The organism is Roseovarius sp. MBR-79, assembly GCF_053628555.1.
In genome coordinates this window covers 24,611-37,650 of the sequence record NZ_JBRJGP010000011.1, presented here as the reverse complement: position 1 = coordinate 37,650, position 13,040 = coordinate 24,611, and the positions used below count along the sequence as shown (strand labels likewise).

At 62.9% G+C, this 13,040-nt stretch carries 16 protein-coding genes; 8 read left to right on the top strand and 8 right to left on the bottom strand.

Going from position 1 to position 13,040, the window contains the following annotated elements; genetic code table 11:
* Nucleotides 1-80: 80 nt before the first annotated feature.
* From ACSSV8_RS12500 to hslO, 3 genes are read right to left on the bottom strand one after another with little or no spacing between them, the layout of a single operon-like run.
* Nucleotides 81-1,226, bottom strand: a complete 1,146-nt coding sequence (locus tag ACSSV8_RS12500; protein ID WP_454282660.1) for a CCA tRNA nucleotidyltransferase — start codon at nt 1,224-1,226, stop codon at nt 81-83.
* Entirely contained in the window at nt 1,223-1,846 is a 624-nt protein-coding gene (locus ACSSV8_RS12495; RefSeq protein WP_454282659.1) for a CoA pyrophosphatase, read from the bottom strand. Before ACSSV8_RS12495 ends, ACSSV8_RS12500 begins: the two co-directional genes overlap by 4 nt.
* Nucleotides 1,815-2,810, bottom strand: a complete 996-nt coding sequence (hslO, locus tag ACSSV8_RS12490; protein WP_354537675.1) for an Hsp33 family molecular chaperone HslO — start codon at nt 2,808-2,810, stop codon at nt 1,815-1,817. Before hslO ends, ACSSV8_RS12495 begins: the two co-directional genes overlap by 32 nt.
* Before the next feature lie 75 nt (nt 2,811-2,885).
* On the opposite strand from hslO, the gene ACSSV8_RS12485 reads away from it, so the two are divergent.
* Nucleotides 2,886-3,329: an NUDIX hydrolase gene (locus ACSSV8_RS12485; RefSeq protein WP_454282658.1), complete on the top strand. Its 444-nt coding sequence runs from the start codon at nt 2,886-2,888 to the stop codon at nt 3,327-3,329.
* Here the strand turns inward: ACSSV8_RS12485 and ACSSV8_RS12480 are convergent.
* A complete protein-coding gene (locus ACSSV8_RS12480) occupies nt 3,304-4,581 on the bottom strand; it encodes a PP2C family protein-serine/threonine phosphatase (protein WP_454282657.1) in 1,278 nt (425 codons plus the stop codon). The two genes, ACSSV8_RS12485 and ACSSV8_RS12480, sit on opposite strands and share 26 nt — an antisense overlap.
* A gap of 147 nt (nt 4,582-4,728) precedes the next feature.
* On the opposite strand from ACSSV8_RS12480, the gene ACSSV8_RS12475 reads away from it, so the two are divergent.
* Nucleotides 4,729-5,046, top strand: coding sequence for an Hpt domain-containing protein (locus ACSSV8_RS12475; protein ID WP_354537678.1), 318 nt, complete (start codon nt 4,729-4,731; stop codon nt 5,044-5,046).
* A 30-nt stretch (nt 5,047-5,076) separates the two neighbouring features.
* Here the strand turns inward: ACSSV8_RS12475 and ilvA are convergent, their stop codons facing one another.
* Nucleotides 5,077-6,315 carry a threonine ammonia-lyase IlvA gene (ilvA, locus tag ACSSV8_RS12470; protein ID WP_454282656.1) on the bottom strand — a complete coding sequence of 413 codons (1,239 nt, stop codon included), beginning with the start codon at nt 6,313-6,315 and terminating at the stop codon, nt 5,077-5,079.
* Nucleotides 6,316-6,418: 103 nt separating this feature from the next.
* Between ilvA and ACSSV8_RS12465 the strand changes: the two genes are divergently transcribed.
* Complete coding sequence (locus tag ACSSV8_RS12465; protein ID WP_454282655.1) at nt 6,419-7,645, top strand: argininosuccinate synthase; 1,227 nt, start codon at nt 6,419-6,421, stop codon at nt 7,643-7,645.
* 221 nt (nt 7,646-7,866) lie between these two features.
* Nucleotides 7,867-8,367, top strand: coding sequence for a L,D-transpeptidase family protein (locus ACSSV8_RS12460; protein ID WP_454282654.1), 501 nt, complete (start codon nt 7,867-7,869; stop codon nt 8,365-8,367).
* Here ACSSV8_RS12460 and ACSSV8_RS12455 read toward each other — a convergent pair whose 3' ends face one another.
* Entirely contained in the window at nt 8,368-8,886 is a 519-nt protein-coding gene (locus tag ACSSV8_RS12455) for a CAP domain-containing protein (protein ID WP_454282653.1), read from the bottom strand.
* Nucleotides 8,887-9,054: 168 nt separating this feature from the next.
* Here ACSSV8_RS12455 and ACSSV8_RS12450 point away from each other — a divergent pair, with 168 nt between their 5' ends.
* Nucleotides 9,055-9,657: a L,D-transpeptidase gene (locus tag ACSSV8_RS12450; RefSeq protein WP_354537683.1), complete on the top strand. Its 603-nt coding sequence runs from the start codon at nt 9,055-9,057 to the stop codon at nt 9,655-9,657.
* A 144-nt stretch (nt 9,658-9,801) separates the two neighbouring features.
* Nucleotides 9,802-9,990: a hypothetical protein gene (locus ACSSV8_RS12445; protein ID WP_354537684.1), complete on the top strand. Its 189-nt coding sequence runs from the start codon at nt 9,802-9,804 to the stop codon at nt 9,988-9,990.
* Between the two features lie 72 nt (nt 9,991-10,062).
* Here ACSSV8_RS12445 and hemH read toward each other — a convergent pair whose 3' ends face one another.
* Nucleotides 10,063-11,127, bottom strand: a complete 1,065-nt coding sequence (hemH, locus tag ACSSV8_RS12440) for a ferrochelatase (protein WP_454282652.1) — start codon at nt 11,125-11,127, stop codon at nt 10,063-10,065.
* Nucleotides 11,128-11,182: 55 nt separating this feature from the next.
* Nucleotides 11,183-11,989: a methyltransferase domain-containing protein gene (locus ACSSV8_RS12435; protein ID WP_454282651.1), complete on the bottom strand. Its 807-nt coding sequence runs from the start codon at nt 11,987-11,989 to the stop codon at nt 11,183-11,185.
* A 48-nt stretch (nt 11,990-12,037) separates the two neighbouring features.
* Between ACSSV8_RS12435 and ACSSV8_RS12430 the strand changes: the two genes are divergently transcribed.
* Nucleotides 12,038-12,745 carry a ComF family protein gene (locus ACSSV8_RS12430; protein ID WP_354537687.1) on the top strand — a complete coding sequence of 236 codons (708 nt, stop codon included), beginning with the start codon at nt 12,038-12,040 and terminating at the stop codon, nt 12,743-12,745.
* Nucleotides 12,746-12,778: 33 nt separating this feature from the next.
* Nucleotides 12,779-13,036: a glutaredoxin 3 gene (grxC, locus tag ACSSV8_RS12425; RefSeq protein WP_454282650.1), complete on the top strand. Its 258-nt coding sequence runs from the start codon at nt 12,779-12,781 to the stop codon at nt 13,034-13,036.
* The last annotated feature ends 4 nt before the right edge of the window (nt 13,037-13,040 follow it).

The window sequence follows — 13,040 nt, the reverse complement described above, 5'->3', positions numbered from 1 at the left end:
CATTTCCAGCCTTCATGCAGTGCGACCTGCCCCGGTCGAGCGACACATGGCCTCCCGGCGAGGTCGTGATCCCGAGGCGCTCATAAAAGATCCTCACGCCGGAGGGTGAAGCCCGAGGCGATCCAGCGCGTCTCGAGCGCGCGCAGGCGGTCGCCAAGGGCGGGGCCGCTCAGGGCAGGCAAGAGGTCGGCGGGTTTGACCGGGAAAACAGCCTCGGCCCCAGTCCGGAGGTCCTGCCATGCCTTTGGATCGGGGGCGGTGCCGGTGAGCGCGGCGCGCAAAAGCAGGATATCCGCGCCCGCGTCCGGCCCGTGACGGTAGCCAAGTTCGGCGGCGGGCATGTCCTCGGCAAGCCCGCGGCGCAGCACGTCCAGCCTGCGCGCCTCGGCCCGCGACAATCGCAAGCGTTCGGCCACCTCCTCTCCGCCCAGAAGGGCAAGCCGCCGCAGGGCATTTCGGGCGATATCAGTCTCTGATTCCAGATGCACCAGCAGCGCCATTGCCGCCGCCTCCGCCCCCGGCAGCACACTCTGCAAAATCCCCGCAGCCTGCATCGCGGCCAGCGCGGGCGCGGGGTCGGGAGCGGCCAGAAGCTTGCGCATCTCGGCCCCGATGCGTTCACGCGATAGCCCGCCAAGCCCGTCCTGCAAGGCAGCACAGGCCGCGTAGCCCTCGGGGTCCAGTCCGGCCTCCGGATCGCCATACCAGGCATGAAAGCGAAAGAATCGCAGGATGCGGAGATAATCCTCCTGAATCCGACGCTCCGGATCTTCGATAAACCGCACACGCCGCGCGGCTAGATCCGCCAGCCCGCCCAAGGGATCGATCACCGTGCCATCCGGGCGGGCATAAAGCGCATTCATGGTGAAATCGCGCCGCCGCGCGTCGGCGGCGATGTCGGCGCCGAACGCAACCCGTGCGCGGCGTCCATCAGTCTCTATATCGGCGCGAAAGCTGGTTACCTCATGCGGAACGGCACCAGATACAACGGTGATCGTGCCATGGTCGATGCCGGTCGGAACGGGCTTGAGCCCCGCTCGCTGTGCGAGTGTCACCACGTCTTCGGGCCGCGCGTCAGTGGCGATGTCGATATCGCTGACAGGTGCCCCCAGAAGCGCGTTGCGCACACAACCACCAACGAACAGCGCCTGATGCCCCGCGCCCGTGAGCGCCTCGCAGACCGCGCGCGTCTCGGGGCGGGTGATCCAGTCATCCGCGATCTTCATGACCGTCCCGCCATCACGGCCATCATCCGCAGGATGCGCGCCGTCGCGCCCCAGATGTAATAGGGGCCGAACGGCACCGCATAATACCGGCGCCAATCCCCCTTCCAACGCCGTTTTTCGACCCTGTACATGCCCAAATCCATCAGATGCGCCAGCGGCACGTCAAACACCTCGGCCACCTCGCCGCGATCCGGAACCGGCACGAACGGCGCGCGGAGACGCGCCAGCACCGGTGTCACGTCAAACCCCGTGACCGTCTCGTGACGGGGCAGGTGACAGAGGATCTCGACGTTGCCGGGATCGAGCCCGATCTCCTCATGCGCCTCGCGCAGGGCCGTGGCCCGGATATCCGGGTCCCCCGCGTCCTGCTTGCCGCCGGGAAAGGCGATCTGGCCCGGATGATGCCGGAGCACGGAGGAGCGTTTGGTGAGGAGCACCCGCGCCTGCGGTCCCTCGCCGATGACGGGCACGAGAACGCCCGCGGACCGAAGCGTTCGCCCCAAGGGAAGCGCAACCCCGGGGTTGAGATCATAATCCGAGGTGCCGCCAAGCCCGTCCTCGAGCGCGGCGAGGATCGGCGCAAGCGGATCAGCCCTGCTCACCCGATCCCCCTGCCGCATCAAACCCGAGCGTGGCCGGATCGAGCGCATAATGCGCACCGCAAAACTGGCAATCGGCTGTCACGATGCCGTCCTCGGTGGTCATCCGCGCGATGTCGCGCGCCGAATAGATCGACAGGCTGTTGCGCACGCGCGCCTCGGAGCAGGTGCAGCCGAAGCGGACCGGCTGCATCTCGAAAACGCGCGGCCCTTCCTCGTGGAACAGCCGAACCAGAAGATCCGTTGGCGAGACCGACGGCCCGATCATCTCGAGGTCTTCGACCGTGTCGAGAAGGAGATTGGCGCGCCCCCAGTTCTCGGCGTCGTCACCATCGACCAGGTCGCGCGCCTCAAGAAGGCCGCCCGCACCCGACCCGCCATCCACAGCAAAGGGCGATGCCTTGGGCATGTGCTGGAGCATCACGCCGCCGGCGCGCCAACGCGGGGCCTCGCCGGGCAGGGTGGATTTGCCGAAACTGAGCGCGAACCTGGTCGGGATCTGCTCTGACTGAGCGAAATACGCCTCGGCGCAGCGGTGAAGCGCATCCCCGGCCAGCGGCGTGATCCCCTGATAGGGGGTCGTGCCCTTCCCCTGATCTATGAGAACGGCGAAATAGCCGTCGCCCAGTTGATCGAACGGGCGCGCATGGCGCAAACGGTCCGCGTCGAACCCGGCATAGGCACGCATCCTTGCCGGTTCGCCCTCTGATTCGGGGGCGAAATAATCGGTGGCGATCATGCGCACCGCGCCCCTCGTCTGGACCTGAAGCGACAGTTTCCAGCGCAGTTTGACCGTCTGGCCGATCAGCGCGGTCAGAAGCGCCATTTCGGCAACCAGCGCCTCTACCGGGGCCGGGTAGTGATGCTGCGCGAGGATCGCGTCCAGCACCCCATCGAGCCGCGCAACGCGGCCCCTTATGTCGGCATGGTCAAGCTGAAACGGCAGCACCGTGTCATCCCAGGCGATTCGCTGTCCAAGGCTCATGGGCTTTCCTTTCGTGACGGGCTCCCGCATATCGCGTCCATGTGAGCGCGACAAGGCAGGGGACAGGAGACCGGCATGATCCGACGATTTGGCGAGGTGCCGAAACGTGATATCCGCTATCGGCTGCGGCACGGTGTTTACGCGGTGCTGGTGCGCGACGGCCGCGTGCTGGTGACGCATCAGATCGCGCCGGTGCCTGAATATCAGCTTCCCGGCGGCGGCGTGGATCCGGGCGAGACACCCTTGCAGGCTCTCTATCGAGAGGTGATCGAGGAAACGGGATGGCGCATTGCACGGCCGCAGCGCCTCGGAGCGTTCCGGCGTTTCACCTACATGCCGGAATACGATCTCTGGGCGGAAAAGCTCTGCGTCATCTATCGCGCCTTTCCCGCCCGGCGTCTTGGCACACCCACCGAAGCAGGCCATCGCGCGGAATGGCTGTCACCGCGGGATGCCGTGGTGCGTCTTGGCAATATCGGGGATCGGCATTTTGTCAGTCGAACCCTGGGCAATCCTTGAATTCCAGAAGGATAGCCGAAACGTCATCCGTGAAATCCCCATCCTGTGCATGATCCGCAAGCTTCCACATCAGCGATTCGAGAAAGGCCGGGCCGTGCGTCTGCCGCAGATCGGTCATCAACTGCGCCAGTCCGCCCTCATCGAGCAGGGTGCCGTCGGGGGCCGCACATTCGGTCAACCCGTCGGAGTAAATGAGCAGCCGATCACCGGGCGACAGGGTAAAGCTCACCTCATCGAAGCTGGCATCGCCGATCAGCCCGACCGGAAGACCCCCCCGCCCGACAAACTCGACCTTGCCATCGTGACGCTGCACGACCGGATGAGGATGACCAGCCTGCGCCAAAAGAACGCGCCCGCTCACAAGGTCCACATCCGCAAGGGCAATCGTGAAATAGTGATCCGTGTCGAGGTCGGCCATGATGATGTGATTGAGCCGCGCCAGAGTGTCCCCCGGAGCGCGGGCGGCGAACCGCCCCGGTGCGATTTGCTCAAGCGCGAGGTTCTGCTCGGGCACCGTCGCTGACAGATAGCTCGCCAACCGCGCCGTCATGAGGGCGGAGCTGACCCCGTGACCGGACACATCGATTCCATAAAGACCGATTCGTCGCTCCGAAATCGGATATGTGCCCACCAGGTCGCCGCCGACATGCCCCGCCGAATGAAGGGCGAGCGAAAGGTCCGCCACGCCGAAATCCCGATAGCGTTCGCTCAGCAGCGACTGTTGAAGCTTCCTGGCCTCGAGCAGATCGCTGTCGAGCGAGTCGTAAAGCGCCTGCAATTCGTCCAGCGTGCTCTTGATCAGCCGGTTCTTTTCGGTCAGCTCTCGCTCCATCTCGAGAATGCGATGACCGGCCGTCAGACGCGCACGCAGTTCCGCCGGATTGACCGGCTTGGTGAGGAAATCGTCAGCCCCGGCATCGAGACCGACCGCTATCTCCTCCTTGCTGCTTTTTGACGTCAAGAGGATGAAATATCCGTAATTCGGGCGAGCCATCGCCCGAAAAACGCGACAGAAATCGATACCGCTCATGCCCGGCATGATCCAGTCGCTCAGGATGATGTCCGGCGGTGCGCGCCGACACGAAACAAGCGCCTCATCGCCGCTTTCTGCCTCCTGCACGATGAAGCCCCACTGTCGGAGATGGGTGCCGACAATGCGCCGCTGAAGCCTGCTGTCGTCAACGACGAGTATGCGCAACGGCATCTTGTTGTCGTTTTCCTGCCTCGCCTCCGTCCGTGTTGCCAGCCGCACTTGAACACCCTTAACCTGCCGCGAATCGACATTGGCGTATAAACTCCTAAGAATACGTGAAGTTTCAAATTCTGCGCTTTTTCGGTCTGACGTTAACCCGATCTGAACGAACACGGCGCAGAATCGATGCAGCAAGGAGAGAGGGTCATGATCAACTGGAATCGCGTTCGAGAGTTGCGGCACGAAATCGGTCCGGAGGCCTTTGAGGAGGTGATCGATCTTTTTCTTGAGGAGGTTGAAACCGGTATCGACGACATGCGCGACGGCATGGACCTGGCGGCGCGTAGCGAGCAGCTTCACTTTCTTGCCGGAAGTGCACTCAATCTGGGGTTCGCGACCTTTGCCGAGCTTTGCCAATCGGTTGAGCGCGGGCAACGCACGGCGCAAACAGAGGAGATTCGCACCTGTTATGTCAGATCACGGGCCGAATTCTTCGCGAATATCGGCAAGGCGATCGCCGCATGACAGCGGAAAACCGGAGCGCTGATGCAAAGCCTATATCAGAAACTCGGCCAGCACCTCGTCATGCGTGATATCGCGGTATTGAAAGCCCGTATTGTCGAGCTTTTGAAAAAATGTGGCAAAGTTCTCCGGCTGCAGCGTTTCGATTCCGATCAGAACCGAACCGAAGTTGCGCGCCGATTTCTTGAGATACTCGAACCGGGCGATATCGTCGTCGGGCCCGAGTACAGCCAGGAAGTCGCGCAGGGCACCGGGTCGCTGCGGCATGCGCAGGATGAAATATTTCTTGAGGCCCGAGAATCGCTGCGCTCTTTCCTTGACTTCCGGCAACCGCTCGAAATCGAAATTGCCGCCGGACGTCACACAAACCACCCGTTTCCCTCGGATCGCCTCGCGCATGTCCTTGAGCGCATCGATCGAGAGAGCGCCTGCAGGTTCCAGCACGATCCCTTCGATATTGAGCATTTCGAGAATGCTGGTGCAAAGACGGTCCTCGTCGACGGTCCGGACCTGGTCTGCTGGTGTGTTGCGGAGCCGCGCAAAGGTCCGCGCACCGATCTGCGCCACCGCCGCGCCATCGGCAAAGGTGTTCACATGCGACAGTCTGACAGGGCGGCCCGCCGCTATCGCCGCGCCAAGGCAGGCACCGCCCGCTGGCTCCACGAGGGTAAGCGCCAGGCTCTGCCCGAAATAGCTCCGGACGCCCGAGGCAAGACCCCCGCCCCCGACGGGCAGGATGAGATGGTCGGGAACACCGTCAAGCTGAGCCTCGATCTCCACTGCGACACTCGCCTGCCCCTCGATCACATCCTCGTCGTCAAAGGGCGACAGGAAATGTGCCCCCACCTCGGCACAATAGGCCTGCGCAGCCGCCAGCGTGTCGTCGAAATAATCCCCGGTGAGCCGTATCCTGATTGCGTCACCGCCGAATTTTTCGGTTTTTCCGATTTTCTGTTGGGGGGTCGTCACCGGCATGAAGATGACGCCGCTCACTCCGAAATACCGACACATGAAGGCCACGCCCTGCGCGTGATTTCCGGCGCTGGCGCAAACGAATCGCGTAGCGTCGGGACGCGCGTCAATCACTTTTCGCATGGCGTTGAACGCGCCGCGCAACTTGTAGGATCGCACGGGGCTCAGATCTTCCCGCTTGAGAAAAATCTCGGCCCTGTAAAGCTCGGACAGGTGATCGTTGCGCTGCAACGGTGTCGGCTCGAACACGCTGCGCATGGCAGCCTCGGCCGCGCGGGCGTTATGGCGAAAATCAGACATCCATGATTCCCTGCCGCAAACAAGGCCAACTGGCAAGGGGCGCTGCTTGCGAACAAGACGGAAACCGGGTAACGGCGCGGAAAATCCGCGAAAGGACCGCGTTATGACCGCACCGAAAAAAGTCGTGCTCGCCTATTCGGGGGGCCTTGATACCTCGATCATCCTCAAATGGCTGCAAACCGAGTATGGGTGCGAGGTGGTGACCTTTACCGCCGATCTGGGTCAGGGCGAAGAGCTGGAACCGGCTCGGGAAAAGGCGCAACTCCTTGGTATAAAACCTGAAAATATCTATATCGAGGATCTTCGCGAGGAGTTCGTGCGCGACTTCGTGTTCCCGATGTTCCGCGCCAATGCGCTCTATGAGGGACAGTATCTGCTTGGCACCTCCATTGCCAGACCGCTGATTTCAAAGCGACTTGTGGAGATCGCCGCCGAGACGGGGGCGGACGCCGTTGCGCACGGCGCGACCGGCAAGGGCAACGATCAGGTGCGGTTCGAATTGGCAGCCTATGCGCTCAACCCCGAGATCAAGGTGATCGCGCCCTGGCGGCTCTGGGATCTTACAAGCCGCTCGAGGCTTATTGATTTTGCAGAGAAAAACCAGATCCCGATCGCCAAGGACAAACGCGGCGAAGCGCCGTTCTCGGTGGATGCGAACCTTCTGCATACCTCGTCCGAAGGCAAGGTTCTGGAGGATCCGTCAAAAGCCGCGCCCGACTATGTTTACCAACGCACAGTCAGCCCGGAGTCCGCGCCGGACAGCCCTGAATTCATCGAGGTGACCTTCGAGAAGGGCGACGCCACAGCGATAAACGGCACGGCAATGAGCCCCGCCACCATACTGACGGTGCTCAACGACATTGGTGGGCGACACGGGATCGGGCGGCTCGATTTTGTCGAGAACCGGTTTGTCGGCATGAAATCCCGCGGCATCTACGAAACGCCGGGCGGCACGGTCCTGTTGGAGGCACATCGCGGTATCGAGCAGATCACGCTCGACAGCGGATCGGGACATCTCAAGGATTCGCTCATGCCGCGCTATGCGGAACTGATCTATAACGGATTCTGGTTCAGCCCGGAACGCGAAATGTTGCAGGCGGCGATCGACCATTCGCAACATCATGTTTGCGGCACCGTGCGACTGAAGCTCTACAAGGGGCATGTGGCGTGTGTTGGTCGCTGGTCGGATCACAGCCTTTATTCCGAGGCGCATGTGACCTTTGAAGAGGATGCCGGGGCCTACGACCAGAAGGACGCGGCAGGGTTCATCCAGCTCAACGCGCTGCGGCTCAAGCTCATCGCGGCACGGAACCGGCGGTCGAAGGGCTGATAAGGGCACCTCTGGAAAGAGGCCCTTTTTCACGAATGGGCCTCTTCGCGGGCGGGTGCCCGGCGTCATCTGATCGATCTGGGCCGCCGGTCGACGCATGGGGTATTGGTGCCCGGACTCAGCCTGAAAACCGCGTTATGCAGCGAAATCCGGCTATCCCGAGGGGCGATGTTGCGCTATTCTGACCGCAAAAATCGGGCAGGCAACGAGCGGACAGACCAATGAAGATCACACGGCGTTTTGCGCTTCTTGCAGGGGCGGCGGCCCTTGCGGGCTGTGCGGAGAAATCGAAATTCAGGACCTATCGCGGCCCCGAGGTGACGCGCCTTGTGGTCAACAAGGGCGAACGCGAGATGTTTCTCTATCACAACCGGCGGGTTCTCAAACGTTACGATGTCGATCTTGGATTCGCACCGGCGGGCCACAAGGCGTTCGAAGGTGACGGCAAGACGCCGGAGGGCGAGTATCATATCGACCGGCGCAACCCCGACAGCGCCTTTCACCTGTCGCTCGGTGTTTCCTATCCGAACGAGCAGGATATCTCTTTTGCCCGCGCCCATGGGAAATCTCCCGGTGGCGATATCTTCATCCATGGCGAGCCGAACCTGTTGGGCTTTCTCAAACCGGACTGGACGGCTGGCTGCATCGCGGTGACGAATCGCGAAATGGAGGATGTCTATGCCATGGTGCGCACCGGCACGCCGATCACGATCAACGCCTGATCAACTGCCGAGCGTCATCGTCCACCAGATCTTGCCGCTCGGGTCCTGATGCCAGGCAAAGCCCATCTGACGCGCATCGGGCGACAGGATCACGCGGCGCGTGACCTCCTCTTCCATCCATGCGGCGAGGGTCTCGAGCTCTGTCTCGTAGGTTTCCGAGATCGTCTCGCCGACAAGTTGCCCCGTAAAGCCGACGCGCCGGACCCGATCCACGGGTGACGATCCGTCAGAGCCGAAATGCCATGGCCGGTTCTGCACAGACATGTCGCGCGCATGGGTTGCGGCGGCGGCGGTCAGACGGTCATCAAGCGTGAGAGGCCCGGCCCCGGCGGCCTGACGCAGGGAATTTACCGAATCGAGCATCCGGAACTGGATCGTCCGCGTGTCGCCCGGTCTGATCGTGTAGACGCGTGGCAGCGGCTTGCCATCGGCGCCAAGCTGCGGTGACGACGGAGGCGGAGCGGCACAGGCCGCCAGAGCCAGAAGAGCCGACACACAAAGTATGAAAAGACGCGCCATGAGACCAAGCCACCCGTTGAGTTGTTTCAACCGCTTTATCGCGGCGGGCCGGGTTGTTCAAACCGGCATCTGCGAAACTTCGCCAAATAACATGCGTTTGAATTGCGATTGCGACCCCAAGGCCATATATTGCGCGCAATCGTGGCAGGAAAAACTGGAGACACAACAATGCCCCCCATTTTCCGGGACAAGTGGAATCGCCGTGCCTTTCTGGCGGGGGGCGCAGCCTTGATCGGTGCGCCCGCCCTCGCTCAGAGCGTGGATGGCACCGGGACGGTCGAAGTCGAACGCGACGTGACCCAAAGCGTGCGCCGCAACATTTCGGCCTTCCAGACACGGGACTGGCGACCCTATTTTTCAAATCTCAGGAATGGCGCGATTCTGGCGGATATCGATTCGCGCGCCGTGCATTACTGGGGCGAGGATGGCCAGACCTACAAGCTCTACCCCTCCTCCGTGCCGCTGTCCGAAGATCTGACGCGCCGCGGTCGCACCTCGGTCGTGCGCAAGGTTGAGGGGCCAAGCTGGCGGCCCACGCCCTCCATGCTTCAGCGCAACCCGGAATGGCCGGCCTATGTGCCGCCGGGGCCGGACAATCCGTTGGGCACCCACGCGCTCTACCTGAGCTGGACCTATTACCGGATCCACGGCACGCATGACACGCGCAAGATCGGTCGCCGGTCGTCGAATGGCTGCATCGGCCTCTACAACGAGCACATTCAGGAACTGTTCGCGATGGCCAAGGTTGGCACACAGGTGTTGCTAATTTGACAAGAATGAGGGGGCACCTGAGGCGCAAACGCAAAGTTGCGTTTGCATTTCCCGGATTTTGCTGATTATTCCAGAACCACGAGGTAAGCATTGGAGCTGTCGCTGCTATCTGCCACGCCGCGATGGTAAAATCTGGAGGATATCATGAAGAAACTCGCTCTCGCCGCCGCCCTGTCTGTTGCTGCAACCGCCGGTTTTGCCGGCACCCTGGCCGAGCCGGTCATCGAAGCGCCGGTGATCGTCGAAGAAACCAACGCAAGCTCGTCGGCTGCGGCCGTTTGGGTTCCGCTGTTGATTCTCGCGATCGTGGCTGCGGCTATCGCCGCAGACTGATCCGTGTCACGATTGGTGTTGAAAAGGCAGCGAGAATTCGCTGCCTTTTTTCGTTGACCGAAGCGCCACACCTCAATCGATCCAGCCTTTCAGATTGGTCTCGACAATGGACGAGAGCGCCGCGATATGCGCATCGTCGTCATTGAGGCAGGGGATGTAGGTGAACGCTTCCCCGCCCGCCTCCTCAAAGCTTTCGCGGATTTCCTCGTTGATCTCTTCCAGCGTCTCGATGCAATCGGCGGAAAAGGCGGGGGCGATGACGGCGATTCGTTTCTTGCCCTCCTCGCTGGCCAAACGTGCCACCTCATCGACGGTATAGGGCTTTAGCCACTCTTCGGGGCCGAACACCGACTGGAACGTGGTGGTGATCTCGGTCTCCTCCCAGCCCAGCCTCTCGCGCAGCAGGCGCGTCGTCTTCTGGCACTGGCAATGATAGGGATCGCCCTGCATCAGATAGCGTTTCGGCATCCCGTGATAGGACACGACAAGGATTTCGGGCCGTGTCTCAACCGCTGCATAGGCGCGTTCCACCGATTGCGCGAGCGCCTCGATATAAAGCGGATGCTCGAAATAGGGCTCTGCCACGCGCGCCACGGGCTGCCAGGTCTCGGCCATCAATGCGCGAAAGAACTGGTCATTCGCGGTGGCCGAGGTGGCCCCCGCGTAATGCGGATAGAGCGGAAAGAACAGGATGCGGGTGCAGCCTGCCTCGGTCAGTGCGCGCACTTTGGATTTCGTGGACGGATTGCCGTAGCGCATACAGAAATCGACCATGACCTGATCGCCATATCGCTCGTGCAGCGCGGCGGAAAGCTTCGCGGTCTGGTCGCGCGTGATCGTCATCAACGGGCTTTCGCCCTTGTCCTCGTTCCAGATGGATTTGTAGGCCGCACCCGAGGTAAAGGGCCGCTTGCTCAGGATGATGAGCTGCAAGAGTGGCTGCCATTTCCAGGGGGAATAGTCGATCACCCGCCTGTCCGAGAGAAATTCGTTGAGATAGCGCCGCATCGGCCAATAGCTGTAATGGTCCGGCGTGCCGAGATTGGCCAGAAGAACGCCCGTTTTCGCACGTGGTACGCTGGGATGCCCGGCGGGGGCATGGCCTGGGCGCGTGGCATCGGGTCGGGCGTCGAGCATGGCGGCGGTCCTTCGGTCTCGGGTCAGGGGTGACATAACGGCTGGGGGCCAAAGGTCAATCTTCAAGCCGGGTTTCGCGTGCCCCGAGCGCGTCGGCCAGCCGTGCGGCAGCGGAACCGGGGCGCAGCGGCTGTGGCTGGGTCGGGTCCGGGGACCAACCGGTGAGAAAGACCATCTCGGCGGTTGCACGTATGCCGCCATCCTTGTGGCCAAAGCTCTGGGCATAGACCTCGCAGGCGCGCGCCAGCACCTGACGACGCAGCAGCCCGCGCGGGCGTGCGGCCATCGCATTGGTCTCGCCCATGGCACGCAACTCGCGCATCAGCGCCAATGGATCGCGATAGCGCAGGTCGAGCAGCAACCGGTCCGCCACCGGCAGCGCCAGCCCCGCCCGTTGCAACAGCGCCCCCAGATCCCGGATTTCCCCCATCGGCAGGACGCGGGGCGACAGCCCGCCCGCCACATCCGCCTCGGCCTGGGCCAGCGCCGCGCGCAACTCCTGCAAACTGCCGCCGCCAAACAGCACCGCCAGCAACAGCCCATCGGGCCGCAGCGCGCGCCGGGCCTGCACCAACTGCCCCACCGGGTCGTTCGCCCAATGCAGGCAAAGCGCGTGAATGACCAGATCATGCGCGCCGGGCGCAAGCCCGATCACCTCGTCATCGGGCACCACGACAGCCGCGGGAAAGCGCGCCTGCCAGAAATCGGGCCACCCGCTGACAATGCCGGGTGCCGTAAAGGATTTGTTAACCATTGCCAGCCGATCCTCGATTTCATCGGCGGCCAGATCTTGCAGGAACAGCGCGGGCGCGCAGGCGGCGCGCGCGCGGTGACGCAACAGGGCGGGGCGGTCGGTCAGCATGGTCTGGCTCATGTCAGGGAGGATAGTGTGGCGCACCCGGCTTTACAAATGGCGGTCCGGCTTGTCTATCCGCCGCGCTGCACGCTTTGCGGGGTGCCCGTGGCCGATGATTTCGGCCTCTGCGGGGCGTGCTGGCGCGATACGCCCTTCATCACCGGGCTGGCCTGCGATCTTTGCGGCACGCCGCTGCCGGGTGAGAGCAAGGGTGTCGTGCATTGCGACGACTGCCTGAGCATCGCGCGACCCTGGGCGCGCGGGCGCGCGGCGCTGCGTTACGAGGCAAACGGTCGGCGGCTGGTGCTCGCGCTCAAGCATGGCGACCGGCACGATGTGGCGCGCCCGGCGGGCAAATGGCTGGCGCGCGCCGCCGCGCCGCTTCTCGCCCCCGGCACGATCCTTGCGCCGGTGCCGTTGCACTGGCTGCGGCTGGTGACCCGGCGGTTCAACCAATCCGCCCTTCTGGCACAGGCGCTGGCGCGCGAAACCGGGCTGATGCTCGTGCCCGATCTGCTGGTTCGCTCCCGCCATACCCAAAGCCTGAAGGGTCTCGACCGCTCCGCGCGCCATGCCACACTCGACGGGGCGATCCGGGACAATCCCCGCCACAACGCCACGCTGCGCGGCGCGCATGTGATCCTTGTCGATGACGTGATGACCTCCGGCGCGACGCTCTCGGCGGCAACGCAAGCAGCTTACGCGGGCGGAGCGGAAGAGGTGTGCATTCTCGCACTGGCGCGCGCGGGAAAGGAGGCTTAGATTCGCCCCGAACAGGACCGAAGAGGCGCACCCATGCAACCCGTCGAAATCTACACCTCGCCGCTTTGCGGCTTTTGTCATGCCGCCAAGCGCCTTCTGAAACAGAAGGGCGTGAATTTCTCCGAAATCAACGTGCTCGCGCAGCCGGCACGCAAGTCCGAGATGATGAAGCGCGCAAACGGCCGCCACACCGTTCCGCAGATCTTTGTCGGCAAGACCCATGTCGGTGGCTGCGATGACCTCTATGCGCTGGAACAGGCGGGCAAGCTTGACGCGCTGCTGAAGGGTTGAGGAG

What these genes read in the sequence shown, in the direction of transcription:
- ACSSV8_RS12500 (WP_454282660.1), bottom strand. Translation starts at nt 1,226, where the DNA reads ATGAAGATCGCGGATGACTGGATCACCCGCCCCGAGACGCGCGCGGTC.
- ACSSV8_RS12495 (WP_454282659.1), bottom strand. Translation starts at nt 1,846, where the DNA reads ATGCGGCAGGGGGATCGGGTGAGCAGGGCTGATCCGCTTGCGCCGATC.
- hslO (WP_354537675.1), bottom strand. Translation starts at nt 2,810, where the DNA reads ATGAGCCTTGGACAGCGAATCGCCTGGGATGACACGGTGCTGCCGTTT.
- ACSSV8_RS12485 (WP_454282658.1), top strand. Translation starts at nt 2,886, where the DNA reads ATGATCCGACGATTTGGCGAGGTGCCGAAACGTGATATCCGCTATCGG.
- ACSSV8_RS12475 (WP_354537678.1), top strand. Translation starts at nt 4,729, where the DNA reads ATGATCAACTGGAATCGCGTTCGAGAGTTGCGGCACGAAATCGGTCCG.
- ilvA (WP_454282656.1), bottom strand. Translation starts at nt 6,315, where the DNA reads ATGTCTGATTTTCGCCATAACGCCCGCGCGGCCGAGGCTGCCATGCGC.
- ACSSV8_RS12465 (WP_454282655.1), top strand. Translation starts at nt 6,419, where the DNA reads ATGACCGCACCGAAAAAAGTCGTGCTCGCCTATTCGGGGGGCCTTGAT.
- ACSSV8_RS12460 (WP_454282654.1), top strand. Translation starts at nt 7,867, where the DNA reads ATGAAGATCACACGGCGTTTTGCGCTTCTTGCAGGGGCGGCGGCCCTT.
- ACSSV8_RS12455 (WP_454282653.1), bottom strand. Translation starts at nt 8,886, where the DNA reads ATGGCGCGTCTTTTCATACTTTGTGTGTCGGCTCTTCTGGCTCTGGCG.
- ACSSV8_RS12450 (WP_354537683.1), top strand. Translation starts at nt 9,055, where the DNA reads ATGCCCCCCATTTTCCGGGACAAGTGGAATCGCCGTGCCTTTCTGGCG.
- ACSSV8_RS12445 (WP_354537684.1), top strand. Translation starts at nt 9,802, where the DNA reads ATGAAGAAACTCGCTCTCGCCGCCGCCCTGTCTGTTGCTGCAACCGCC.
- hemH (WP_454282652.1), bottom strand. Translation starts at nt 11,127, where the DNA reads ATGCTCGACGCCCGACCCGATGCCACGCGCCCAGGCCATGCCCCCGCC.
- ACSSV8_RS12435 (WP_454282651.1), bottom strand. Translation starts at nt 11,989, where the DNA reads ATGCTGACCGACCGCCCCGCCCTGTTGCGTCACCGCGCGCGCGCCGCC.
- ACSSV8_RS12430 (WP_354537687.1), top strand. Translation starts at nt 12,038, where the DNA reads ATGGCGGTCCGGCTTGTCTATCCGCCGCGCTGCACGCTTTGCGGGGTG.
- grxC (WP_454282650.1), top strand. Translation starts at nt 12,779, where the DNA reads ATGCAACCCGTCGAAATCTACACCTCGCCGCTTTGCGGCTTTTGTCAT.